The sequence below is a fragment of the Micromonospora sp. CNB394 genome, assembly GCF_000374985.1.
In the GTDB taxonomy this organism is placed as follows: domain Bacteria; phylum Actinomycetota; class Actinomycetes; order Mycobacteriales; family Micromonosporaceae; genus Micromonospora; species Micromonospora marina.
The window spans coordinates 1-25,601 of record NZ_KB895874.1; the positions used below are offsets into that span (position 1 = coordinate 1).

The following is a 25,601-nucleotide window of genomic DNA, read 5'->3' on the forward strand; positions in this document are numbered from 1 at the left end:
GCCGGTTCCGTCCACTGTCGGGTCGCGCTGATCTGCACGTGGGTGCCGGCCGAGGTACGCAGCCACTGACCGGCCCGCAGATCGGCGGCATCGACCCACTCGTCGAGGCCCGGTACCCAGAACGGGTGGTTGTCGGTGGCGACCACGCGCTCCGTGGCGTCGCCGCTGTCACCGTCGGGATCGATGGTGACTTCGACCAGGTTCTTGCTGCCCTGACCGATGATGGTCGCCACCACCGGCTTGATCGTCGTCTTGCCGGTCACCGGATCGGTCACCAACACCATGTCGCCGGTCTTGACGTCCTCGATCGGCTTGCGCGATCCGTCGGCCATCACCACCAACGTGCCGGGCACGAAGCTGTTCTTGCACTTGATGAATGCCTTGGCGCTGCCGACCAGATCGCCGAGCAGGCCCTTGACGCGGCTGGTCAGGTTGGCGAGTTTCTTCCACTTCCATGGAGCGCCGTATCTGACGGCCAGCTTGCCCAGCGCACCACCGATCGCCGCGCCCGCGACGTTGACTGCGGTGGCCAGGCAGCCGCCCATGTCGCCCTTGAGGAAGCAGTCCAGGGCATCGGTGATACCCAACTCGTCCATCAGGATCTTCGCCAGGGCCTTGGCGGCGTTGAGCATCTTCGCCTTGGCCGCGGCGATCCGCCGCTGCCTCTCCTTCTCCGCCGCCGCCCGCGCGGCCGCGGCCCGCTCCTCCGCTGATGCCCGCGGGTTGTTGTGGACGTTGATCGTCGGCTCGTCCGGGTCGTACGCGCCCGAGCAACCACCGCAACCGTCGTTGTGGCCCTTGACCTTGTGGTAGGTGCCGTACATGTCCTCGTAGTCGGCGCCCGGCCCGCAGGCGTCGTCGGAACAGGCCTTGAGGCCGTCCGGGTCGGAGAACGAGATCGGGTTGTTGTTGGCGTACGCGTACCCGTTCATCTGCTGCGGGTCGTTGACGTCGATGATCGGGTCGACCGAGATGAACCGGCCGGCGATCGTGTCGTACTCCCGCGCGCCGATGTTGACCAGGCCTGTCGTGGAATCGATGTTCCCGTTGACGAAGCCCTTCTCCGTCGGCCACTGACCTGGCGACGCTCCCCGGTTCTCGCCGTACGGAGTCATCCGCCGGTGCGTGACAGCGCCGCTCTGGTCCACCACTGCCTGGCCGGTGCCGTGGTGGTCGTTCGCGACGTACCGGAGGCCGTCCACCTTGCGGACCAGGCTCGCCCCGCCCGGAAGCGCGTAGTACCGGGTGGCGTCGGTGGACCGGGTCTGGTGGTTCAGCCGGATCTCCATGCCCGGCAGGTAGAGCGTGGTCGAGGCCGGCTCCTTGCGGAGCATCCGGGAGCCGTCGACGTCATAGAGGAAGCTGGTCTTCTTGCCGGCTTCGGTGACCGACTCGAGGTTGCCCTCGGCGTCCCAGACCAAGGTCTGGTCCTCGCCGGTCCTCGTCCGCTTCTTCGTGTTGCCGGCCGCGTCGTACTCGTACGAGTACAGCCAGTCGCCCTGCGGAGTCTTCTCCGTCATCTGGCTCAGCGTGTGCGGCTGCGCCTGGCCGGCGGCCGGATAGGTGTAACTGCGCTCGATGAGCGGAGTGCCGTTGGTCCCGTACTGGACCTCGGTCTTGCGGTTACCCGTGACGTCGAAGGTGTAGGCGTGGTGGTAAGGGGCCACACCGCCCACCCCGGTCACCGAGGGCCCACCGGCGCACGGGTCGGTCGCGGTGCTCGCCGACGTCCAGGCCCGCTCCATCCGGCGCAGGTAGTCGTACGTGAAGCACTGCGTGTCCTGCGTACCGGACGGGTTGTTGGCGATCCGCAGGATGTTGCCGGACTGGTCGTACGTGTAGCGGGCGTCGATGTCCACGACCGGGGCCGACTCGCGGTCCAGCCGTTGCCGGGTGAGCCGCTTGGAGCCCTGCTCGTACTCGTAGGTCGACCAGACCTTCCGGGTGCCCACCCGGGCCTCGGTCTGCAACACCTCGCCAGTGGTGGCGTACTCGACGCCGGTCAGGTAGGGGGCGTCACCGGTCGCCGCGGTCAGGCGCTCAAGATCGTCGTAGGTGTAGGCGACCGTCTCGAACGGCAGCCCACCGCCGTCCGACATGCTCAGCGACTGGATGCTGCCGTCCCGGTTGTACTCGGTACCGAAGGTGTAGAAGCCGGCCAGTTCGGCACCGGCGTGCTCGGGTACGGAGTAGTAGGTGGCGTGCGGCCGGTAGAACTCGTCGTAGATCGAGAAGTACGTGGCGTACTCGTGTCCGTCGATCCAGCGGCTCGTCGAGGAGAGCTCACCGAGCATCTCCAGGTCGTACGTCCAGCTGCTCACCAGTTCCCCGGTGTCGGCGGCCCCCTTGTAGACGGCGATCTTCCGGCCGATCTCGTCGTACTTGGTGCTGATCGTCTGGTTGAGGGCATTCGTGGTGCTGGTGAGCCGGTCCAGGTCGTCGTAGCCGGACGTCGACGTGCCGGCGTCCGGGTCGGTCGACTTCGTCTTGCGGCCCAACTGGTCGTACTCGTGGGACCAGACGTTGCCGGCCGGGTCCTTGACCGTCTTCAACTGGCCGGCGTGCGTGTAGGTGTACTCGGTCTTGTCGAAGTCGCCCGTCGGACCGCTGCCCTTGTACTGCCGCAGTTCGGTGGTCTTGCCCAGGGCGTTCGTGATCGAGGTCGTCGGGGTGCCGCCGGCCGGCGGGTCGACCGAAACCCGGTCGCCGCCGTAGGTGGTCGTGGTGCGCCACTTCTCGTTGCCCGCGACCGCGAAGATCTCCGCCGTGACCCGGTCCGCGCCGTCGTAGACGTACAGCGTCTGGCCGTTGACGTCACCGTTAACGGCCGGGTAGATCACGTCGGTGGGCGTGCCCGCGACCGTGTACGTCGCGTACGTCTTCGCCAGCTGGCCGGTGCCGGTGTAGAAGGTGTCGGCGACCGTACGGGTGCCGTCCGGGCCCTCCGACTGCACCTGGCGGGGCCGGAGCAGACCGTCGTGCAGCTTGTACTCGACGCTGTAGGAGCCGTCGTTCTGCCGCCGCTCGGTCTTGATGGCGACCGGCTTGTCCGTGCGAACCAGGTAGCTGTAGCGGATGCTCGGCTCCAGCCCGCTGGCGCCCGTCCGGTCCGGCATCCAGACCTTCGCCAGCCGGCCCAGGGCGTCGTACTCCAGGACGCTCTTGAGGCCGTTCTGGTCCACCTGGCCGACCGGCACACCCCACGCCGGGGCGTAGTCGGTGGTGGTGACGAACTCCAGCGGGTTGGTCTCCTTGACCTTGGTGGTCAGGCCGTTGGTGTCCGTGTACACGGTCCTCGTGACCCGGCCCAGCGCGTCGACGGCGGTCAAGGGCCGGCCGTACGCGTCGAACGTGCCCTCCGAGGCGCGGATGTAGGTGGCCGTCGTGCCGTTGTGGCTCTTCAGCCGCTCGGTCCGGGTCGGGTTGCCCAGCGTCGGCGCGACGCCGAACGCCTTGCCGTCGTAGAGCGTCCGGGTGTCGGAGATGACCTGCTTGCTGCGGTCGGGGGTGGCCGAGCACGCCACCGACACCGACTCGACCCGCGACACCAGGCTGTACAGGTGGGCGGTCGCGTTGTCGGCGTACGTGGTCCGGCTGCAGGCCTCGTCGCCGGTGACCGCCACGTCACCCTCGTTCTCGGTCTCGGTCACCCGGCCGAAGCTGGTCTCGAAGGTCGAGGTCTGCTTCGTCTCCCGCCACCCGCCGGCGGCCAGGGCGACCAGGCTCCGGGCGGTGGTGGTGTTGATGAACCAGGCCTTCTTGCTGCCCCAGATGTGGGTCTCCGTCGCGGTGTTGTGCCGCCACGGGACGGCGATGCTCTTGCTGACCGCGTCGGCGCCGTCGTAGACGATGCTCTCCAACTGGTGGCCGGAGAACTCGTTGTGGTCGGTGTGGCTCCCGCCGGTCGAGTCGGCGACGCTGACGGTACGCGTGCCGCCGTCCGGATCCTTGTCGCCGTGCATGCCGCGCAGGTAGCGGTACTCCGTCTTGGTCGTCTGGACCTGACCGTCGCCGGCCGTGACGATCACGCGGCCGTAACCGCGCCAGTCGCTCCAGGTCAGGTCCTTCGGGTCGGAGATGCCGTCCGGGTCGGCGTGCCGCCAGGCCGCACCGTCCAGGTACTGGTAGCGGGTCACCATGTCCGGCGCCCCGCCGGTGCGGTCGGTCTCGACGACCTGCTCGACCACGTACTTGTGGAACCAGTCGGTGATCGGGTCGCCGCTGCCGAGCGGATTCCACTTCACCGGGTAGCAGCGCCTGGTGCTGTTGCCCGGCGTGGGCAGCGTGCTCTTGGTGCAGTCCGGGGTGGCGTAGTTGACGTCGATCTGACCGCCGGCGTCGGTCCACACGGTCGCCAGCCGGAAGCGGACCAGCGGGGCGATTTTGTCGCCGTCGCGGTCGATCCGGTTGGGCAGTTGCAGACCGCCCAGTTCGACCGACGGCATGGCGATGTCGGCGCCCGGCCCGTAGAGACCGGTGTGGGTGATCTTGTGGAGCCAGAGGGTCAGCGAGCCGTCACCGTTGTCGGTGAGCAGGTGGTCGAGCTTCCAGTTGTCCACCGGCGTCCAACCGGTGCCTTCGCGGATCTCGGTGGTGATGCCGGTCAACCGGGCCCGGGTCCAGAACGTCGGGGTGATCTGGTCGAGCTTGCACTTGGTGTCCTTGGCGCAGTTCCGGTCGAACGGCACATCCGGCCAGTAGGGCGCGGTGGTGGTGTTCAGATCCTGCGGGTCGCAGTCGACGTTGCCGGACGGCAGGCACCGTTCCTTGGTCTCGAAGCGCACCCGGGCGGGGGCGTTGGTCGAGTAGACGGCCTCGTGCCGCTGGCCGTAGTCGACCCGCTTGAGCCAGCCGCCCCGGACGTACGGGACACCGTTGACGTCGGTCTTCTTGCCCCGGGCGTAGTAGTTGATCTCCTTCTCGTAGAAGTACGAGGTGACGTTGCCGTAGCGGTCCTTGACGTAGTCGAGGCTCCAGCGCCACGCCTGGTCGCAGTAGGCCGACGTGAACGTCGCGTTGTAGCAGGGCTCGCCCGAGTCGTCGCCGTAGATCGGCACGGTCCAGGTCGAGCCGGTCTCCTCCTTGCCGGAGGTCCAGCCGGGGAGCCGGTTGCGGCCGAAGTGGTACTGGGTGCCGTCGGTGGTGGTGACCCGCCAGTACTCGCCGTCGTTGTCACCGTTCACCGCGCCGGTGAGCCGCTCGACCTTCGAGCCGTCGTCGGTCCCGAACCGCCAGGTGTCACCGGTCTTGACCAGTTCCGTCGACTTGCCGTTGAGCAGGATGGTCGCGTTGTCGTACGCCCAGCACTGGTCGGCGTACTGGTCGTGCCCGTCGTCCGAGCAGGGCTTGTACCGGCGCTCGATGTGCCCGGGCTCGTAGTTGAAGCCCTCACCGATCCACGAACCCTGGTTGTTGGTCGTCGCGGTCCGGCCGTCGACCGACTGCGACGAGTAGGCAAGCGCGATCGGCGGCGCACCACCACCCGGCACCGGCGGGCTCCGCAGCGGGTAGCTCCAGGAGAAGCCACCCGTGGAGGGGGCCACCGACCACTTGGACGACGGGGACAGCTTCGTGGCGCCGTAGTCGCCCTGCGAGGAGGAGTCGGTGGCGGTCATGGCGAAGAGCGCACCGGTGCCCGCCTCGGCAGAGAGCGTCTCGGCGGCGCTGTCGTTCGTCGTCGGCAGCGGAACCGGGGCACACTGGGCCTTCTCCGGCGTGGTCAGCGCGCACTCCGGCAGGCGGACCAGCCGCAGCCGGGCGCCGAAGTCGCCACCGAACGCACCGGCGACCCCGCCGTAGCCGAGGTCGAGGCGGACGTTCCCGGCAGCGGCCTGACCGTCGGCCCGGTCGAGCCGGACGATCGGGCCGTCGACCTTGGCCTTCTCCGAGGCCTTCCGGTCGAGCACCTCGATGCGTACCTTGCCGGGAGCGGAGGCCGCCGGACGGGCCGAGTCCGGCGCGGCGGCCGCCGCGCCGGGTGCGGCCGACACCGCGACCGGCAGGCCACCGATCTTGGCGGTGGCCGCCGGGGCCTTTCCGGCGGTGGAGCGGGCCGACGCGGGCGCCGGCACGGTGATGTCCGCGGCGCCGGCGGCGGGCCAGGTGACCTTCGCCGGGGCGGTGGAGGCGGCAGCCACCGCCGGGTTGGCCGCCTTCGGCTTGGCCGGCAGCGGGTCGCGCTTGGGCAGGACCTTGGACGCGTCCGAGGTCGACGGACGGTTCGGCTTCGCCTCGGCCGAGGCGGGTGGGGTCGCGATCTGGATGAAGCCGGCGGCCATGACACCGGCCATCGCCCAGGAAACCGGTCGTACGGTGTGGCGGACGAGCCCGCCGGACCGGACCAGGAGTCGGGAGAACATCACCCCTCCAGGGGTTACGGGAGAAGAACGGGAAAGGTCTCGCGTGCCGGTGGGCCCGCCCGGGAGCGGGCGGACCCACCGCCTGTCACGTCAGAGCGAGAGTTGTTCGCGGACCTGGACGTTGAGCTTCTCGATCAGGACCTTGTCGGCGACACCGTCGTAGACCCGGACGTCGTCGACGGCGCCGGACAGGTGCTCCTTGAAGGCGCCGTCGAGCCAGGCGCGACCCAGTTGCACCCCGCCGGTGGCGACGAACGGCGACACCAGCTGGATCGCCTCGGTGAAGGACCCGTTGACGTACAGGGTCACTTCGCGGGCGTAGCCGTTGTAGACGAGGGTCAGATGGTCACCCTTGCCGACCAGCTTCGGCGCCTCGTCGGTGGCCTTCGTGGTCCACTCCGGCGCCACCGTGTCGGTGCTCGCCATCGCCAGTTCCCACTGCCCGGCGTTGTTGCAGCGCACGACGACCGAGCTGCCGTTGGTGCCCTTCTGCGAGAAGACGGTCATCGGGGTACCGGCACAGTTGCTGGTCAGCTTGACCCGGGCGCTGATCGAGAAACTGCCCGCCATGTCCGCGTTGGTCGATGTGCTGGCGTAGCTGTCCGCGTTACCGGTCAGTGCGAGGTGACCACCGCCGAGCAGCGACAGGACCGGGTGCTTGAAGACCGTCGCACCGCTGCCCAGGGTGAGTCCCGCGCCACCGCGCTCCTCAGGGCTGACCTTGTTGGTCTCCGCGTTCAATCGCCAGTAGGCCTTGCGGCTCGGCGCCGTCTTCTGCAGGCCGGTGACCTCGTCGGCGATGATCAGCCGGTCGAAGACGGAGACGTCCGCCATCGCTCCTTCCCAGTTGTCGGCGTAACCGCTCTTGCTCAGCACACGGCCGATCTGGAGCGGACCGCGCGCCTTCGTCAGCGACCTGCGCTGGGCGATGCGCGGGGCGTTGTTTCCGACCTGGAGCGACATCTCCTTCTTCGCCCCGTCGAAGATGGCCGTCACGTACGTCCAACCCGTCGTGGCCACCGCACCGTCGACCTGCCAGCGGCCCAGTGAGTTGACGTCGTTGACCGGCATCCGGAAGAACCAGGATCCGCCCTCGACGCCCAGCGCGAACCCGGGCTCACCGGTGCCGTCCTGGCTGACCGCCACCTGCCGCCGGCCGGCGTCGTCGACCTTGAACCAGCCGGTGACGGCGAAGCTCGCCGACGTGTCGGTCAGGACCGGCTTGGTGGTCGTGAGGTGGGCGTCGGCCGTCCCGTCGAACCGGGCGGCCGTGTCGGAGGTTCCACCCGGTCCCTCGACCCCGAACGTGACACCACTTCCGGCCGTCGCGTCGTTGTCACCGAGCCCGTCGCCGGCGCCGCCCTCGCCCGCGACCTCGCCGAGCGACCACTGTGCGGTCGGCGGTCGCTTGCCCACCCGGAACGTGCACGAGGCGATGCTGCTCGACCGGCCGGCCCGGTCGACGGCTTGCACGTTGATCGTCCGCGGGCCCTCCTTGTCCGGGTACCAGTTCGGCAGGGTGACCGACCCGCCGTCGGTCGTGGGCCGAAGCACGTTCACGCCCGGCGCCGGGTTGGTGTTGAAGCCGTACCGGTACTCCACCACGTCCGTGGCGGCGGAGTCGAAGACGAAGTTGCCGGGCACGCCGATCGAACCCAGCCACTCGTCGCTCTCGATGCAGTTCGACGCGCTCGCCGTCCCGTCGTCGGCCGCGTCCTGCGGCAGGTAGACCGCGGAGTCGACGTCGGGGGCGCTTGGACTGGTCTTGTCGTAGAGGAACTGACAGACATTGCGCGAGCCCTCACTGCTCCACGGACCCCAGCTGGTGTTGTCGCTGGCACGGACCTCCCAGGAGATGGGGACGTTCTGCGCGATGTCACTCGGGACCGTGTACGAGAAGACCGATCCGCTGGCCTTCAGCGGAGTGGTGTACGAGCGCGTCTGCAACGTCCCGCCGGCCGGCGTCCAGGTCACCTTGAACTCGGCCTTGATCTGCTCGGTGTGGGCCGAGGAGTGGTCCGGGTCCCGCAGCACCGCGTTCAGCCGCGGCGGCACGTCCACGTAGGGCGCGCTGGAGCCGTACACACACTGCCCGCCGGGGGACATGGTGAGTTCGTTGAGGTTGGCGATCACCGGCGCCCGGTTGTAGCGGACCGAGAGGACGCCGTTGTCGCAGAACCGCTTGGTGTGCGTCGAGTCGCTCTCACTGACCGACCGCAGGCCGAGGGTCAGGTTGCTCCAGCCCTTGGTCACCGCCTGCTGCACCGCGGCCTTCGCGTTCCACTCCGTGTTCTGGTTGGTGGAGGTGCAGGTGGCCTGCGTCTTGGTCGGTGAACTGGTGGCGAGGTGCGTGGCTCCGGACCAGCCCGAGCCGCCGGGCTGGTTGCTCCAGTTGGTGGCGGAGGTAATCCCGGCCGGCATCAGGTAGAGCGCCGCCGCCCGGGCGGTCGAGCTGTAGACGTGCTGCAGGGTGACCCGGAAGGTGGCCTCCAGGATCGTCTTGCCCGAGTACGGCGTGGCGAGCCGGTAGAACAGGCGCTTGACCTTCGAGTTGTTGCAGGAACTGGGGCAGAGGCCGATGCGTTCGTGCCGCTTGCCGTCGAACTTCCAGTACTCCTCGTTGGGGTAGCCGCTGTCCACCATCGCCCACGCGCTGTTGGTGCTGCTCTGCCAGACCGGGTCGATGTAAAGCGGAAATGAGGCCTCCGGGTCCGTGAGCATGGACCGGTCCGGGGTGAGGGTGAGGGTGTTGTCCGAGTAGTCGAGGCCGACCGGAGCCACCTCCGACGTGTCGCCCGGCCCCTCCGCCGAGGCCGCACCCGGGTCGGTGGACGAGGTGTCCATCGACCGCATCGCGGTCGCATCGCCCCCCTCCTGGCTTCCGCTGTCCCACATGGTCGGCGCGTCCGCTTCCAGGACCGGGTTGCCGGTGACCGGGTCCAGGGCGACCACACCGCCCTCGGCCGTCTCCTCGATGGTCAGGCCCACCGCGGCGACGCCGAGCCGGAGGTTCTGGAGTTCCGGCAGACTGGCCGCCTCCGGCGTCTTGACCACGAGTACGTGCGAGAAGCCTTCGACGGTGACGTTCGCGACCAGGTCGACATCCGGGAACACGTTCGGGTAGGTCGCCTTGCTCTCCTCGACCACGGGAGCGGGAAGTGGCCCGTGTGGCCAGGTCAGAGTCATGCTCTTCTGGTCCCGGGTGACCACCATCAGCGGTGCGGTGCCGCCCTGGGAGAGCTGCATGCCGAGCAACGCAGCCGCCGGGGCGTACGAGCCGTCGGGCTGAACCACAAGGGCCGAGTCCGCGGGTACCCAGGCGTCTCCCTGGGTGACCCGCACCGGCTGCGTGTGACCGTTGGCGATGAGCGTGCCGTCCGGCTGCGCGAAGACGTCGCGGTACTCCGTGCGGTGCGCCAGCACCTCGACCGGCTGGTTGAGCGCCCTCGCGGCCACCAGCGCCTCGGCCTCGGTGTCCCGGACGAGATCCTCCGAGGCCGCGGCGGTGCGCGGCGCCGACTCCGGCGGCTGGACGAACACCGTAGTGGACATCAGGCCGGCGAGGCCGAGCGTGAGGCCGAGCGTGAACACCCGGCCCCGTTTTCTCGTATGACGGGCCACCCTCTGGTCCTCCCCCGCTGGACAACTACTCATGTCGATGGTCTTCATCAGCTGATCGCCGCCCCGAACGCGCTGTGCCCGGTGGGGAGACCGCCCTGTCCCGGCTGCCAGGTGACGCTCGGGGCCGTGTTGCCCGCCCTCAGATCGGACCAGGTGAACCCGTAGACGGCGTCGGCGCCGTAGGGAGTGCCGACGTAGAGCCGCTCCGAGGTGGCCGAGAGCGAGGTGCCGACCAGTTCCTGGCCGCCGGCCGTCCCCGGCATACCGCCCGATTCCCGGTGCAGCGTGGTCGGGGTGCCGATCGGATTCGCCAGCGCCGGGAAGATACGTACCCGTCCGGAGTCGGCCACCGACGTGCCCGCGTCCTCGCCCGGTACGCCGATCGCGACGAACATCGTCGCGTCGGTGCCCTCACTGCCCGGCGCGGTGTTCACCACCACGACCTTCTCGCCGAGGTAGTCGCCGTCCTCCGAGGCGTACGTGATCGCGGGCAGTTCGGTGAAGGTGTTCGCGGCCGTGACGTGGAAGCGGTGCACCAGTCCGGCGTCCGGCGCCGGGGTGTTGGTGGCCGCGACGACCAGGTCCTCACCCGGCACACCGACGACGACCAGCGAGTCGGCCTGGCCGGCGGAAGCGCCGACGGGCCGGTACGGCGCGATCGAGATCGACTTACCGAAGTTGTCGTCGGCCTCGGCGACGTTCGAGACGTTGGCGACGTTCTGCTCCAGGCCGGCGGCGAGGGTCGGCAGACCGCTGCTCAGCGTGTGGCTGAAGACGTTCACCGCTCCGGCGAAGGCCTCGGTGCCGATCGCCTCGCCCGGGGAACCGACCGCCCAGTGGTGGGTGGAGGCGGCCACCGCATAGCCCGTTCGGTCGTCGATCTCGGCCGCGCCCGGGATGCCGCTGCCCTGGGACATTGCCACGTTCACGGTGCCGCGCATGTAATGCACGATCCCGGTGACCGGGTTGGCCAGCCCTTCACCGGGCGCGCCGATGACGAGGTACGGCTCACCGCTGGCCGTCCGGCTGCCGGCCACGGCGTAGCCGAACCAGTCGTACGCCTCGGCCGCGTCGGGGACGTTGGCGCTGTCCTGGTGGTACGAGACGGCGGGCGGGCCCTGCGCGAGGCCGGCGGGTGATCCGAGCAGTACGTACACGACACCGGCCTGGGCCTGGCCGCTGACGGCCTGGTTCGGCACGCCGACCGCCAGGTCGGTGCACCCGTCGTTGTTGGCGTCGTACGCGGCGATCGACGTGCCGAAGCGGTCACCCGCCTCGGCTGCACCGGGCATGTTGGCCCCACCCTCGTGCAGGGTGTGCACTGTTGTGCTGCCGCCGTACGTGACGTTGATCCGGCCGGCACGGATCTGACCGTTGACAGTGGCCTCCGGGTCGGCGATCGCGATGTCGGCGACGCCGTCGCCGTTGAAGTCGCTGTCCGTTCCGCCGGTGCAACCGGTGACCGGAGTGGCCGTGGTGTACACCTGCATCTCACAGAACGACGACCAGATGTCGCTGCCGCTGACCCCGTCCGCGGCCTTCACCCGCCAGCGGTAGATACCGCCGTCGACGAAGGCGCCGGCGGGAACGGTCGCCGTCACTGTGGCGCCGGAGGCGACGTTGCTGGACGACGCGGAACCGATCGCCTTCTCCGCGTTCATCGCCCACCACTCGACGGTGACTGTCATCGCGGTGCCGTCGCCGTCGGCGACGGTGGCCTTGAGCTGCGGCGTCAGCGTGTTGACGAGGGGACGGGCGGAGCCGGTCGCGCAGGTGGTGGCGGGGACGGTCGACCGGGCCGTCACGGTCGGCCACGAGTTGTAGGTGACGCTGGCCTTGGGCACCTCGGTACTGGCTGCGGCGTTGCGGGAGCGGAACTGCTTGAAAGACTTCGAATCGGTTTCGTCGGTGGCCCGTAGGCCCATGTCGGCGCGGGTGTCACCGGCGTTCGCCGCGCGCTGGAAGAACTTGGTACCGCTGATCCCGACCCAGGCGTCGTTGCAACTGGCGTCGTAGCCGGCAGTCGCCAGGGTGGTCGCCTCCTGGTTGTTCCATGCCGGCTGGGTGTCCCAGATCATGTCGTCGGCCACCGCCCCCACGGTCCAGAGCTCCCACGATCGGCCCTCGCACAGGGGCGACCACCAGTTCCAGAACGAGACGGTGGCGGAGGTGATCTGCTTACCGACGAAGGCCGTGGTGTCCCAGCGCAGCAAGGACCGGGTGACGGGCCCGGTCGGACCGAGCCGACCGAGCCGGAGGTCGTCGGTGCCGCCCCGGTTGACCGTGTCGCCGGCCTGGATGTACGTGTCGAACGTGGTGTACACCGGGTTGATCGTCGGGTCGATGACGATCGGGTACTCCCGCTTGGAGTCGTTCAGCCAGCGCAGGTCCGGGGTCAGCGTCAGGTCGAGCCCGCGAGTTGCACGGGCCTCGGCGGCGGGGGCGATCGTGGATGCGACAGCCGTCTCGGCGGTGGGGTTGCCGAGCGCGTCGACCCGCGCGTCCCACATCCGCAGTGCGGGGGTGTGCGCGACCACCCGGCCGGCGGCGTCCTCGATGGCGGTGTTGCCGCTGGCGTCGCGGACCGCCCGGGCGGCGTTCGGCCCGGTGATCGGCAGTGTGAGCCGGGCGACCTGCTTCACGGCGCTGCGGTCCTTGACGACGAAGAACGCCTCCATGCCGGCGCGAGTCGCCTCGACGACCAGGTCCACCCCGGGCAGCGTGTCGACATAGGTGGCCCGTCCGCCATCCAGCTTCGGCTCGGGCAGCCGGCCAGCCCAACCGACCGCGAGCCGATCCGCTCCGTGGCCGAGGACGGCCAGTTCCGGCGTCCCGCTCGGTTGCGCGCCGGAGACGACGAGATCGAAGGGGTGGGCGACGGCGCTGATCCGCCCGTCCGCGCCCTTGCGCAGGGTCAGATCGACCGGAACCCACTGGTCACCGCGCCGAATCCGGCTCGCGCCGACCGAAAGCTCGGCCCGGAACTGACCGTCCGGCAGTGCGTAGACCGCTGTCGTCTCCGACGTGAGGCTCTTGACCTGCACCGGCTTGCCGGACTCGCGGGCGGCTCGAAGGGACACCGCTTCATCGGTCCGGCTCTCCACGCCGCCTGTCACGCCGTCGGGTCCAGCGGCGAGATACGCCGCCGGTTCTCCCGGTACGCCCGCCAACGCGGCCGCCGTCAGTACGGCGACGCACGCAGCCAGGCACGAACGGACAGTGGCCGTCACTCGACGTGCCACAAACCCTCCCCCGTGTGCTCTCCAGTTGTGCGAGCGGGACTCTAAGGGTGCCCTGCCTCAGCGCACAAGGTCGGATACGTTCCGTCAGGACGGATCACGGCGAAATGGACATCCCATCGATCGACCAACACGCTGCGCAACCGACCTCGCCGCCACAATGGAGCCTTCGGCCACCGCCGCGCCCGCGAGCGGCAACGGCGGGGCATCGAGCCGATCCTCAAAACCGCAGATCAGAAGATGGTTGCCGCAGTCAACTGACACCCCGCGGATCGCTCCACCACTGCGAAGCACTATTACGCATCGCCCTCCTTGAATATGACACGGCGTAGCTGTCTATGATCGAACAATCGACCGATGCTGCACTCGTCCATCGGTGGACAACACCGGGCCACTCGGACCCATGGAGGCACCGGAACGGCGCCGGACGGCATCATGTCAACCACCCCGAGCAGATCATCGATCCAGCGCAGAGCGCCGAACAATGATCGCGAAAACCGATTCGCGCCGTCAGAGAATCGGACGTCATTCGCCTCATTCGGGCGTCGGGACCGCCCTCGTACGGGGAGAGACGGGTTGGTGATCCTCATGCGCAACGCCAACGAGGTAATCCGCGAAGACCGTTACCAGCAATCCGGGCTGTGGGCAGGTTCAAGCGCATGGTCACGGCGGTCGCAGGGAACCCGATGCCGTCATCGTGGACGCCACCGCTCAGCACACGGGACGTCGCGCCCGCTGATGGGGCTGTCGGGGCGGACGAGCCGTGTTCGGTGCTCTGCCGGGGTGCGGGCGATGGGGGCCAGGGTCAGCCGGCGGCGTCGAGCAGGGACTGGACGGCGGCGAGGACCCGGGCGGCGCAGCTTCGCACGTACACCTCGTCGGCGGCGGCGTCGGCGCCGTGGCGGTCGAAGTGGATCGGTGGCCCCACGACGATGGTGATGCGCACCGGAAGCGGCAGGTAGGGCACGGACGGGAGGAACGTCAGGCCCCACGGCACACTGAGCAGGAGGGGCCAACGGGCCAGTCGCAGCCGCCGCCGCGTGCCCAGCAGCCGGGCCACCGCGGCGCCGTCGTGCAGGACGATCGCGGTGTTGTGCGCCCCTGCCGCGGCGATCGGGACGACCGGCACGCCGCACGCCACGGCGAGCCGTGCGTGGCCGACCCGTCCCTCGAAGACCACCCTCCGCCGCTGGGTCCACCGGCGGGCGCCGTCGGCGTCGCTGCCCGGGTACACCAGCACCTTGTCGCCACGGTCGAGCAGGGCCGCGGCGGTCGCCAGGTCCGCGGGGACGGCGCCCAGCGGCCGGAGCCAGCGGCCGAGCAGGGTCAGGCCGAGATTGTGGGTGAGTACCCAGGGCGTGTCGGCGAGCCCGCGGCTGCGGTGGACGGCGGCGCCGAACAGGTAGGTGTCGCCGGTGTAGAACGCGCCGTTGTGGTTGCCGACGAACAGTGCCGGGCCGGCGGGGATCCGGTCGAGGCCGACGACGCGCGCGCGGTGGTACGGCACCAGGACACGCCGTACCAGCCGCGCCGCACGAGCGATGGCGGCCGGGTCGCGCTGTGGCGTCACGAGGTACGCGCGGCGGCCCGGAGCGCGCCCAGCAGCGGCCGGGTCAGCCGCCGGGTGGTGGGAGTCAGCAGGCGCCGCTGCAGGTGTTCACCGACGGCGTCGACGGCGGCCAGCGCGTACGTCGGGTAGGGGTGCACGGTGCGGTACAGCTCGGTGAGCCGGCCGCGGCGGGCGATCAGGGCTGCCAGCTCACCGATCACCTCGCCGGCGGACGGTGCCACGACGGTCGCGCCGACCAGCCGTCCCGCCGGATCGGCGACCAGGGACGCCCACCCGTCGGTGCGCCCGGCGGCCACCGCCCGGTCCACCTCGGCCAGGTCGAGGCGGGTGAGCACCGCCCGTCCACCCCACCGGCTCCGGGCCTGGGACGCGCGAAGGCCGACCCGGGCGACCTCGGGGTCGGTGAAGACCACATACGGCATCGAGAGGTACCGCACATGCCGAGGGAGCAGGAACAGCGCGTTGAGCGTCGCCGTGGCGGCCTGGTGGGCGGCGACCTGGGTGAACGGCAGTACACCGGTCACGTCGCCGGCGGCGTACACCCCGGGTGCGGACGTCCGCATGCGGGTGTCCACCCGGATCGCCCCCCGGTCGGTCAGCGTCACACCGGCGTCGCGCAGGCCCAGCCCGGCGGTGCGGGGCCGCCGCCCGCCCGCGACGAGCACCCGGTCGACGTCGATCCGACCCGGTCGCGCCCCGTCCACCCGGGCCCGCCACGGGCCTTGCCCGGTGATCTCCCTGAGCTCGGTGCCGGTCCGCACGTCGACGCCCTCGTCCCGCAGGCGCGCGGCGATCAGGTCACCGACCTCCGGGTCCTCCCGCGCCAGCAGTCGCGGGGACCGTTCCACCAGGGTCACCTCGCTTCCGAGGCGCGCGAACGCCTGGCCCAGCTCGCAACCGACCGGCCCGCCGCCCAGCACCAGCAGGCGCCGTGGCAGTGTCGTCAGGCCCCAGACCGTGTCGCTGGTCAGCGGGCCGGCATCGGCGAGGCCGGGCACCGGCGGCACCGCCGGCTCCGAGCCGACCGCCACCAGGACGCACCGCGCCGTCAGTTCGCGCCCGTCCGAGGCGAGCCGCACCCGGCGCGGCCCGACGAATGTCACCTCGTCGGAGATCACCTGAGCGCCGGCGGCGCGGATCCGCTCCGGCGCGTCGTGTGGCGCGATCGTCCGCTGGGCGGCGCGCACGTGCGCCATCACGTCGGCCAGGTCGACCACCGGCTCGACCGGCGTCAGGCCCACCCGGTCGGCACGCCGCATCCGCTGGGCCAGGTCGGCCGCCTCGATCAACGCCTTGCTCGGTACGCAGCCCGTCCAGAGGCACTCGCCGCCGGTGCGGTCCCGTTCGACCAGAGCGACCCGGGCACCCAACCCTCCGGCGACCACCGCCGAGACCAGCCCCGCCGTGCCGCCGCCGAGAACGAGAAGATCAAGACCGGTCACAGGTGCCTCACCACCGGTGCCGGCCGGAGTATGCCTTCGTCATGCCGTGACGCTATCCGCGCGGCACGCGCGCCCGCACATCCTGCCGGAGATGTCAGCGATCGGTAAGAACCGACCGGCCCGGCTGGTCAGCCGGATCGCCGGCCCGACACCACGTGGACGTGTCCGCCGCGCAGCACCTCGTGCCCGACATCGGTGAACCCGGCCTCCAGCAGCTTCCACGGATGCCGGTGCGGGTCGGAGCCACCGGCGAGGCACGCCAGGCGGGCGGCCGGGGAGAGTACCCGCCACCCGTCGGTCGGCAGGGCGAGATCGACGATCGTGGCTCGCCCACCGGGGCGCAGCAGGTCGATCGCCCCGTACCAGGCTCGACGCCAGTCGGCAACGACACTGAGCGCGTAGACGAAGAGCACCGCGTCGAATTCCGGTCCCGCCCGCAGTGCCGGTGGCGGATCCGCTGCGTCCGCCCGTATCAGTTGGACATTCGTCCAGCCGGCGCGCTCGATGCGCGACCGCGACCGGCGCAGCATCTGCGGACTCGCGTCGACACCGACCACCGCACCTCGCGCGCCGACCACGTCGCGGACGAGGGGCATGCTCAGTCCCGTCCCGCAGCCCACGTCCAACACCCGATCCCCGGCCCGCAGGCCGGTCGCGTCGACTCCGACCACGCGTCCCGCCCGGTAGACGGGCCACTCCAGCGACACCACGTCGTACAGGCCCGCCACCAGGCGATATCGCAGTCCGCTCACGGCGCTCTCCAGGCCGGCTTCCTCGACGGCGGGGGGCTCAGGTCGGGCGGGATGCGGGGCATGCCACCGGCCTACCCGTCGCCGGGCCTGCTAATCTAAGCGCGGGCGTCGCCGCCGGCCGCGAACCCGGGACACCAGAAAGCCCTGGCCCGCAGACACCTGCCGGACCGGGGCCTTGCTCGTTGGTGCACCGCCAGGGACTCGAACCCCGAACCCGCGGATTAAGAGCTTGATCTTGGCCGAGTCACCCGGTCCAACCGGGTCTACTGAGTCCATCTGTTCGCGGTCATGGCCCGACTCAGTCGAGTCGGCGTCCCAGTCAGTCCATCCGACCATGGTCGCGTCCACGGCGCCCGAGCACCCGTCGAGCACCAATGCACGCCCGCGGTTGAACGCTGACGACCGTGGCATGGCGCAACGTCCGGATCACCGATTCGTCTGGGTCGACGACGAGATCTCCCATGTCGACCAGCAGTGGGTATCGACTCATCACCCCGGCCCGGCCCTGCTGCATCGGGTCGATCCACGCCGCGGACTGACCGAGCACGACTTCACTGCCATCGAGAGATGGCTCATGCAGGCGCAGTAGGGCGAGCATGCGGCGGTGGCAACCCGGCGGTCTGCTCTATGGAGACGGTACGTTCGGAAGCAGGTCGTCGTCGCGTCCGGTCTGGGGCAGCCCAGCAGCAGCGGCGATGACCTCGACGGCCTCGTTCAGTCCGGTGGTCTCGGGGAGAACAAGTTCGTCGGGCCAGCCGAGAACATCGTGAGCCGAGTACCAGCCGCTCATGTGCTCGGCGGTGAACTCACTGAGCTGCGGGCGTGTGAGATGCCGGCGCAGGGTCTCGGCCAAGGACACATCGAGGTAGCAGAACAGCGACCGCCCTCGGTGGCCGTCCCGCAGGGCGGTCAGCATGCTGCGGTAGCGGCTGCTGTGCAGGATGCCCTCCAAGACCACGTGGTAGCCGTGGTCGAGGGCGAACCGGACGGTCTGCGCGATCAACGCCGGTGCCGCCGCGCCGCCGGGCTTGTCCCGCTCGCGCAGCACGATCCGGCGCAGGTAGTCCTGCTCGACCAGGGCGCAGCCCCGGCCGTGCCGGAGTCGTAGCTCTCGGGCGATGCTGCTCTTGCCCGAGCCGGAGTTGCCCCGGATACAGACGAGGATCGTGTCCGGGTTGCCGGTGGGTTCAGCGAGCACGATCCCTCCTCGGATTCACTCGTTGCGCACGGTGAGGTCGAGGGCGGCGACGGTCAGCTGGGTGAGGTCAGGAAGTTGGTCTTCGTCGACGGTGACGCCGCGCAGGTTGTCCAGCGGCGTCTTCAGCCCGTGGAGTCGGTTGCCCCGAAGGTCGGTCCCGTCGAGCTGACAGGAGTCCAGTTCCAGGCCTGCAAGGTCACATGACCGCAGTGCGATGCGGGGTAGCCGGCACGACGACCACGCGCCGTTGGTGAGAGTGCACTCGGAGAAGGCGACCGAGCCGGCGGCGGCGACACGCTGGAGGGTGGCGTAGTCGAAGCGGCAGCCGTCGAACAGGACGTCCTTGAGGCGGACGTCGGTGAGTCTGGCGCCGGTGAACCGGGAGCCGGTGATCGCGCACCGTTCGATGGTCATGCCGGTCAGGGTCGCGCCGGAGAAGTCGGTGCGGGTGATCTCGCAGCCGTAGAGGCTGCCGGCTTCCCAGGTGCTCTCGCTCAGGTCCACGCCGGTGATCAGACTGCTACGGATGCGGGCGTCCTCAAGGTGCACACCGCGCCACGCGGCGCCCTCGACGCGGGCCTCGGTGAGGCCACCGTCCAGGTCCGTCGTGCTGTCGAGGTCGTCCGGTTCGAGGTCCGGCAGCAGGACCTTCACGTCGCCGATCATGGTGGTGCGCATGTGTCCTCAACCTGTGTGGGCGCGGGATGGGCACGCCACCCCGCGCGTCCCGTGGCGGGGGCTACTTCTTCTTGTTCCAGTTGTCCCAGCCGGGTCGGCTGTCGAACCTACCCTTGTTGTCCCAGGTGGGGCGGTTGTCGAACTTCGCCGCGTCGATTGACGCTACCGACCGCTGCGGGTCGACGCCGAGGCGGGCGAGTTGCTCGGGTGCGGCGTTGACAAGGACCGCGAGTGCGTTGGTCATAGTGCTTCTCCTTGAGGGGTGAGGTGATCCGCGGCGGCGCAGACGAGGGCCTGTCGGGTGGTCCGGCAGTAGGTGGTCTCGCGGGCGGTGAACGTCGCGTGCTCGAAGTAGCGGTTGCCGGCCTGGGCGCCACGGCAGAAGTCGTAGAAGGCGCAGTGATCGGCACAGTCGTTGAGGGCCGTGATGAACTCGGCGACGTAGTCCAGATCGCCGGCGCGGGCGAGCATGGCGGTGATGGGTTGCCGGAGGACGTTGCCGGCGATGAAGTCGCCGTATCGCGGCTCGGTAATGCCGAGCAGCTCCGGTGACAGCAGCACCACCTGCCCATCCCAGGAAACGGTCGGGATCGGCTCGTACGGCGCGTGGTCGACGTGTCCGGCGCGGGTGGCGGCGAGATAGTCGGCCAGCCGGTCCACGTCGCGGATCCGCAGCGGGCTGCCGCCGACGCGACGTGCGATGAGGTGCTGCCAGAACTGGTACGCGGCGTCCTCCGACACCGGTGCGCGGTCGGCGCCCTCCTGCTCCTCGATGTTGAAGCCCACCGACTCGCAGCCGGGCAGGCCGGTGAAGAAGTCGACGAGGGATTCCGCATGGTCGATGGTTTCCGGGGTGACCACACAGATCACCGAGTACCTCAGCCCTGCGTCGGCCAGGGTCTGCATGTCGCGCAGGGTCCGGGCGTCGGTCGCGTTGCCGGCCCGGTCGAGGCGGTTCCGGTTCAACGCGTCCGGTCCGTCGATGCTGACCCCGACCTCGAACCCGTAAGCGGTGAACAGCTCGCACCACTGCCGGTTGATCAGCGTCGCGTTCGTCTGGAGCTCGTGACGCACCATTCCCGCGCGCCGCAGCTCCTCGAACGGGGTCAGTAGGTTCCGGAACAGCCTGAGGGGTGTGGCGGTGGGTTCGCCCCCGTGCCACACGACACTCACCGGATGACCGCTGTTCTGCTGGGCGATCGACTCGGCGCAGGCCTGCGCGACCGCGCCGCTCATCAGGCGGAAGGATCTCCGGTCGGGCAGGTAGCAGTAGGTGCAGTCGAGGTTGCAGAAGCTCGTCGGCTGCACGACCAGGGTGTGGAAGCTGCCGGCGACCGCCGGTTGGCCAGTGGCGTTGATGAGGCCGATGCCGTTCACGAGGAGGCCTCCTCGATGCTGGCGGTCGTGGGGCTACTGACGCGGTAGGCGTGGGTGTGGCGGGCGGGCCAGCCGAGGAACCGGTCGAACATGTCGGCGGCGCTGCCTGTGACGCTCGGGTTGAGCCGGTGCAGGTCGTTGATCGCGTCGTGCAGGCAGCCGGCCAGGTAGAGGAACAGGCTCACCGGCACTTCTCGGTACTCGGCCAGGAGCGCGAGCTTCGCTGCGCCGCAGGGCCACGGCTGCCCGCACCGGCGGCACCGCCACAGCGGGCGCATCGGTAGATGTTCCACTCCGGATGGCGCGAGCCGGTTGACCGCGAGACGGCGCTGCGGCCCGGTCACCGGCGACCACCCTCGCGGGCCTGCTGCTCGAACAGCCGACGCCACACGAAGGTGAGCAGCGGCGGATCAGCGGGCCACCCATGCCCCGGCGAGGCCGTCCACCCGGGCTCGGGGCGCCGGGACCGGCTGGCCATCGCGTTACGCGAGACGTACACCGTCATGCCGCCACCCCCACCAGGGACGATGAGCGGCGGGCTCGCCGGGGGAAGGGCGAGCCCGCCGCCGCATCACGGCGGCTGGGAGCAGACCGCCGATCACCCACCCACGCAGCCCTCATGGCGGTACGCAGACGGGGCCTGTTCCCCAGGCCTGTGGGGGCGTCACAAGCTGGTGTCCGACGCGCCGGCAGACACCCTTGCCCTGCGGGAATTTCGTTGTTCATGCCGAGCTCCCTGGCGTGAGGCCATGAATGTGTGCTGGCCGCCTACTCGTTAGGAGCGGTGCCAAGCACAATCAGGTTCGCCCGCTGAGTGCGGCGCGGGAATGTCCTGTCGGTGCACTCACGGTGCACCTGCCAGCACGCCAAGTGCCGCTACGATCGTCCGGCCGACAACTGTCCCGAGCGAGAGGACGTGCGATGGCTGCGGTGACGACCTGGACCGGCCGGGAAGCGAACGCGCTGCGCCAGGCGTTGCGGATGAGCGTCACTGGCTTCGCCGAACACCTCGGTGCGGCGCGGCGGACGGTGGCCAAGTGGAGCAGCCAGGGCGACAAGGTCCACCTGCGTGCGGACATGCAGGCCGCTCTGGACACGGTGCTGGCTCGAGCCACCCCAGAGGCCCGTGAGCGCTTCGAAGCACTGGTGAGAGCAGGCACCAGCGGTGCACTTGCGGATCCCGCGCCGCTGCCTGTCACTGCCACGCAGGTCCATACTGGCGTCGGCGGTACTCACGACATGGACTCGGACGGCGACGTGCGGCGCAGAGATCTCCTGACAGGCGTGACGATCAGCGGCATCGCCCTGCCGCACGTCGCAACCCTGCTCAACACACTGGTCGCATCACCAGCCCGCAGCACCGAGCCGGATGCCCTACCGCTTCGGCAGTTCGCTCGAGAGGTCGCCGCCGCGAAAATCGATTACCAGGCGTGCCGGTATGAGCAGGTTCTCGTCCGACTCGTGGCCCTTTTGCCCGCCCTCGAACCGACTCGCGCGAACGCCGAAGGCGAGCAGCTAGCGCAGCTCGACGCCTTGGCCGGCGACCTCTACCACGTCGTCGGCAGCGTATTGCTGAAGGTCGGTGACGAGGGCATGGCCTTGGTCGCCGCTGAACGCAGCACCCGCGCCGCTGCGATCAGTCAGGATCCGGTGGCGATGGCAGCGAGCGCCCGGATCATGACCCACGCCCTGATGAGCAACGGCCACATGGCACAGGCACGCCAACTCGCCGAAGACGCGGCCGAAACCCTCCGGCGCAGCACCTGGCTCGCCTCGACCGACGCGGTCGCCGTCTACGGCGCCCTGCTGCTGCGGGGTGCTATCGCCGCAGCCCGTGACGACAACCGGGACAGCGCGCAAGCCATGCTCGACGAGGCCTCCCACGCCGCGGGACGACTCGGCTACGACGGCAACGACCGGTGGACCGGGTTCGGTGCCACAAACGTCCTGCTGCACCGCGTCAACATCGCGCTGGCCATGGGTGACGCTGGCACCGCCATCGCTCTCGCTCGCCAGGTTCCGCTGGACAAGATCAGCCTCGCCGAACGCAAGGCATCGCTATTCGTTGACGTGGCCCGCGCCTACACGCAGTGGGGTCGCTACGAGCACGGCCTGGACGCTCTACGCGGCGCCTATCAGGTGGCACCAGAGGAGATCCGGTGCCGTCCAGCGGTGCAGCGCATCGCCAGCGACCTGGCCGTCCTTAACCGGGGACACGTTCGCAGCGCAGTCCTCGACTTCGCCCAGCATGCCGGGATCCGCGTATGACCAGCGGCCACCTGCAGATCGTTGTCTGCGCTGCCGGACCTGCCGCAGACGTGACACAGCTGGTCACCGATGCGACGCAGCAGTCGTGGACAACGGCGGTCACCGCCACCCCCAGCGCCCTCGACTTCATCGACGCGGCAGCGATAGAGCGGCTGACCGGGCACGCGGTCCGGTCCACCTACCGGTCGTCCCCCGGCGCCCGCCGCTCGCTCCCCGCCGCAGACGCGCTCATCATCGCCCCTGCCACCTACAACTCCGTCAACAAGATCGCCCTCGGCATCGCCGACAACTACGCGATGACCACGGTCGCGGAGCTGATCGGCCGGCAGGTGCCGACCGTGGTCGTTCCGTTCGTCAACGCCGCTCTGGCCATCCGCGCACCTTTTCAGCGCGCCGTGGCGAGTCTCCGCGACGAGCGCGTACGGGTCGTCCTCGGGACCGAGGATGGATGGGAGCCTCACCCGCCCGGCAGCGGCAACATCCGCCAGCGGGCCTTTCCGTGGACGGCGGCGTTCGAGGCGGCGACCCGGATGGCTGGCGACGCGCCTGCCAGCAGCACCGATCGGGGCTGATCCAGCTTGGGTCCACGCCCCGACCGACATAGAACTACCAGGTCAGGGCCTTGATCGTTGGTGCGCCGCCAGGGACTCGAACCCCGAACCCGCGGATTAAGAGTCAGCGTCAATCGATGCCCCGTATGCCCACGCTTCCCACCAGTCCACGAGTCGGCAGGTCTCGGCTGATACCACCGGACGCACGTACCACACAGTCCATACGACACCGACCCTGTCTACGGCGACCGAGCACCCGCCGAGCACCCGGATGTACGTCGCCCGGCGCTACGCCGACTGGCGAGAACCGCCGCCCCACGACGAAACCCAATGCTTCGGGCCAATGGTTCACCAAGCCGGTCCGGCGGCAGTCACGAACCCGCCGCCGGACCAGCCTGTCACTGCTGTCGCGCTTTCCTCCACGCCGCCGCGAACACCGGCTCCGGTTCCCACAGCCCGTCGTCGGGTCGCTCGACGAGCACGTCGAAGTACCGCAACGCCTCCACCGACCGGGCGCCGCCACATTCGGTTACCTCAAGCCAGGTGGCCAGGTCTTCGCTGCTCATCGGAGCGTTGTAGTCGAGCAGCGAGTCGAAAGCGGCCGCCAGCGTCGGGTTGTTCGCCAGCCCGACCTGGTCAACGAACACACTGGCGACTTCGGCGCTGTTGAGCCTTGCTGCGGTGATCGCATCGCACACGCGTCGGGCGGTGCGTTCGGTGGTCGCGAGCCGTGCGGCGTCGTCGAGTAGCACCGTCCATCCGCCGGTGGCCTCCAGCAGCATCTTCTGGCTGGCCGCGTCACCGAAACACGAGATCTCGTTGTCGACGACCCACGACCGCAGCCCGCCCGGCGACAGCCGGCGCAGCACGATCACCCGGTCGGTGACCTCCCCCAGCGACGGAGCGTCGTCCTTGGTGAACAGTTCACTGACGCTGGCGTCGACGACCGCGACCAGGGAGCGGGTCACCCCGGCGGCCGGCAGCAGGGTGTCGACCTGGAGCAGCCCGTTGAGCGCGTTGTCGAGCCTGGTTGTCGACAGGTCGCTGAGCACGACCCGGTGCCGGTCACCGGGCGCCCCACCGCGCAGTTCCCGCCGGTAGCCCGAGGGTCCCCTGGTCACATGCAGGGTGAATCGCGCCCCGATCATGTCCGCTTCCTCGGTCAGCCGTGCCGCTACCCGGTCGATCCCAGTCGCCTGGGTGCCGACGACCACCCACAGGTGGTTGCTCCGTTCGGTCAAGGTGGCCAGCTGCTTCTCGGTCACCGGCGAGATGCGGCCGTCGGTCAGCGTGCGGCGGGCCTGCTCGGCCGACAGGATTGTGACAACGTTACGCCATTCCAGCGCGCACAGCTCTTCCTCGATGGTCTCCGCGGTGCCGAGAAGACGCAGCACGTTGCTGGACCGCAGCCGCCACCGGCCGCCAGTTTCCGACAGGACCCCGAGGCCGCTCATCTCCGACAGCAGCGACCGGAACTCGTCGGCTCCCTGGTCGGCGAACCCTTCCGGCCACCACGCCAGGCACTCGTCCCGCAGCATGTTCGTGGGGATGGCGTGGTCGGCGCCTTTCTCCAGCGCGGAGAGGGCGACGACGAGCGCGATCAGCTTGTACCGCGAGTCGAGGTTGAGGGTCAGGTGCACCGTCTCACGGATCTTCTGCCGGACGGCGTTGGAGCCGATCACGCGTTCCAGGTCCTCGTCGCGGATGCGGTACCGCGGCCCTTCCAGGCCCCGTCGGCTCAACGCTTCCCGCACGAGCTCCTCGCCGACCATCTGCAGCAGCTTCGGCTGGTAGTTGCAGTAGGCGAGGACCCGGTGGATGAGCTCGTCGGAGTCGAAGGAGATCCCGAGGGTGTCCATCGGGGTGAACATCAGATCGTGCGCCGCGGCGGGTGTCAGCGGGCCGATGGCGATCGGGTCGCCGAAGTGCGCGCTGGCGAGCGGCTGGTTGGGTAGGTGCGCGAACCGCTGGACCTGGTGCAGGCCGGCGAACACTGGCTTGAAGTTGCGGTTCGTGGTCATCATCAGGTTACGCAGGCGGGTGGTGTGCTCGAACCCTGTCCGGGCGTCCGCGTCGAAGAACCCGTCGCATTCGTCGAGAAGCAGCAGCAGCCTGCGCTGGTTGTTGCTACCAAGCCACGCGGTAATCGTCGTCTCGACGTACTGGGCGGCGTCGCGGGCCCGTTTGCGCGGCGAGGTGATACCCCGCTGGGCGAGCCGTTCGGCGATCATGTTCCACAGGTCGTCGATCTTGACCGTGGCGCCGAACCCGCCTGACAGTTCAGGTGGTCTCGTCGAGACGCCGCGCATGCGGGAAAATCCGGGCGTGGTCGCTCGCCGACGTCGTTGTGTCTCTGGCGCAGGTGAGGCCGTCTGACAGTTTGACGCCGGGAGCCGCCTTGAGGGGTTGCGCATTGTTGCCACGAGCACGCGGGTCCGACTCTCCCGTTCCCCGCTCGGCTCCCGCGGGCGTCCACGCCTGGTGTCCTGCCGAGTGGGTCGTCGAAGGGATCGTGGTGCAGGAAGACGGAGACCAAAGTCTGTACG

The 25,601-nt window shown here is 69.6% G+C and carries 16 protein-coding genes; 2 read left to right on the top strand and 14 right to left on the bottom strand.

What is annotated here, in order from left to right; genetic code table 11:
* The 13 genes from C569_RS0128320 to amcA (C569_RS33920) all read right to left on the bottom strand — a co-directional run.
* The coding region (locus tag C569_RS0128320; RefSeq protein WP_018789090.1) for an RHS repeat-associated core domain-containing protein at nucleotides 1-6,359 on the bottom strand (6,359 nt) is incomplete at its 3' end.
* Nucleotides 6,360-6,449: 90 nt separating this feature from the next.
* Nucleotides 6,450-9,911: a LamG domain-containing protein gene (locus C569_RS0128325; RefSeq protein ID WP_196806819.1), complete on the bottom strand. Its 3,462-nt coding sequence runs from the start codon at nucleotides 9,909-9,911 to the stop codon at nucleotides 6,450-6,452.
* Between the two features lie 116 nt (nucleotides 9,912-10,027).
* Nucleotides 10,028-13,222: an FG-GAP repeat protein gene (locus tag C569_RS0128330; RefSeq protein WP_036347309.1), complete on the bottom strand. Its 3,195-nt coding sequence runs from the start codon at nucleotides 13,220-13,222 to the stop codon at nucleotides 10,028-10,030.
* 802 nt (nucleotides 13,223-14,024) lie between these two features.
* Entirely contained in the window at nucleotides 14,025-14,789 is a 765-nt protein-coding gene (locus tag C569_RS31375; RefSeq protein WP_018789092.1) for a 1-acyl-sn-glycerol-3-phosphate acyltransferase, read from the bottom strand.
* A complete protein-coding gene (locus tag C569_RS31380; RefSeq protein ID WP_018789093.1) occupies nucleotides 14,786-16,231 on the bottom strand; it encodes an NAD(P)/FAD-dependent oxidoreductase in 1,446 nt (481 codons plus the stop codon). Before C569_RS31380 ends, C569_RS31375 begins: the two co-directional genes overlap by 4 nt.
* A gap of 128 nt (nucleotides 16,232-16,359) precedes the next feature.
* Nucleotides 16,360-16,983 (bottom strand): class I SAM-dependent methyltransferase, encoded by a 624-nt coding sequence (locus C569_RS0128345; RefSeq protein ID WP_018789094.1) that lies wholly within the window; start codon nucleotides 16,981-16,983, stop codon nucleotides 16,360-16,362.
* A 319-nt stretch (nucleotides 16,984-17,302) separates the two neighbouring features.
* The gene (locus tag C569_RS33485) at nucleotides 17,303-17,581 is read right to left on the bottom strand and encodes a hypothetical protein (protein ID WP_155945645.1); all 279 of its coding nucleotides are present in this window, start codon (nucleotides 17,579-17,581) and stop codon (nucleotides 17,303-17,305) included.
* A gap of 27 nt (nucleotides 17,582-17,608) precedes the next feature.
* On the bottom strand, nucleotides 17,609-18,181 hold the full coding sequence (locus C569_RS0128355; RefSeq protein ID WP_018789096.1) for a kinase: 573 nt from the start codon (nucleotides 18,179-18,181) through the stop codon (nucleotides 17,609-17,611).
* A 15-nt stretch (nucleotides 18,182-18,196) separates the two neighbouring features.
* Complete coding sequence (locus tag C569_RS0128360) at nucleotides 18,197-18,859, bottom strand: pentapeptide repeat-containing protein (RefSeq protein ID WP_018789097.1); 663 nt, start codon at nucleotides 18,857-18,859, stop codon at nucleotides 18,197-18,199.
* Between the two features lie 61 nt (nucleotides 18,860-18,920).
* Nucleotides 18,921-19,103 carry a multiple cyclophane-containing RiPP AmcA gene (amcA, locus tag C569_RS0128365; RefSeq protein WP_018789098.1) on the bottom strand — a complete coding sequence of 61 codons (183 nt, stop codon included), beginning with the start codon at nucleotides 19,101-19,103 and terminating at the stop codon, nucleotides 18,921-18,923.
* Nucleotides 19,100-20,236 carry a cyclophane-forming radical SAM peptide maturase AmcB gene (gene amcB, locus C569_RS0128370; protein WP_018789099.1) on the bottom strand — a complete coding sequence of 379 codons (1,137 nt, stop codon included), beginning with the start codon at nucleotides 20,234-20,236 and terminating at the stop codon, nucleotides 19,100-19,102. Before amcB ends, amcA (C569_RS0128365) begins: the two co-directional genes overlap by 4 nt.
* Nucleotides 20,233-20,580, bottom strand: a complete 348-nt coding sequence (locus C569_RS0128375) for a hypothetical protein (protein WP_026268764.1) — start codon at nucleotides 20,578-20,580, stop codon at nucleotides 20,233-20,235. Before C569_RS0128375 ends, amcB begins: the two co-directional genes overlap by 4 nt.
* Entirely contained in the window at nucleotides 20,577-20,741 is a 165-nt protein-coding gene (gene amcA, locus C569_RS33920; protein WP_196806818.1) for a multiple cyclophane-containing RiPP AmcA, read from the bottom strand. The genes C569_RS0128375 and amcA (C569_RS33920) overlap by 4 nt, the downstream gene beginning before the upstream one ends.
* Before the next feature lie 416 nt (nucleotides 20,742-21,157).
* Here amcA (C569_RS33920) and C569_RS0128380 point away from each other — a divergent pair, with 416 nt between their 5' ends.
* Complete coding sequence (locus C569_RS0128380; RefSeq protein WP_018789101.1) at nucleotides 21,158-22,504, top strand: hypothetical protein; 1,347 nt, start codon at nucleotides 21,158-21,160, stop codon at nucleotides 22,502-22,504.
* Nucleotides 22,501-23,076: a flavoprotein gene (locus tag C569_RS0128385; RefSeq protein ID WP_018789102.1), complete on the top strand. Its 576-nt coding sequence runs from the start codon at nucleotides 22,501-22,503 to the stop codon at nucleotides 23,074-23,076. Before C569_RS0128380 ends, C569_RS0128385 begins: the two co-directional genes overlap by 4 nt.
* A 377-nt stretch (nucleotides 23,077-23,453) precedes the next feature.
* On the opposite strand, the gene C569_RS0128390 is transcribed toward C569_RS0128385, so the two are convergent.
* Nucleotides 23,454-25,364 (bottom strand): hypothetical protein, encoded by a 1,911-nt coding sequence (locus C569_RS0128390; RefSeq protein WP_018789103.1) that lies wholly within the window; start codon nucleotides 25,362-25,364, stop codon nucleotides 23,454-23,456.
* Nucleotides 25,365-25,601 lie beyond the last annotated feature (237 nt).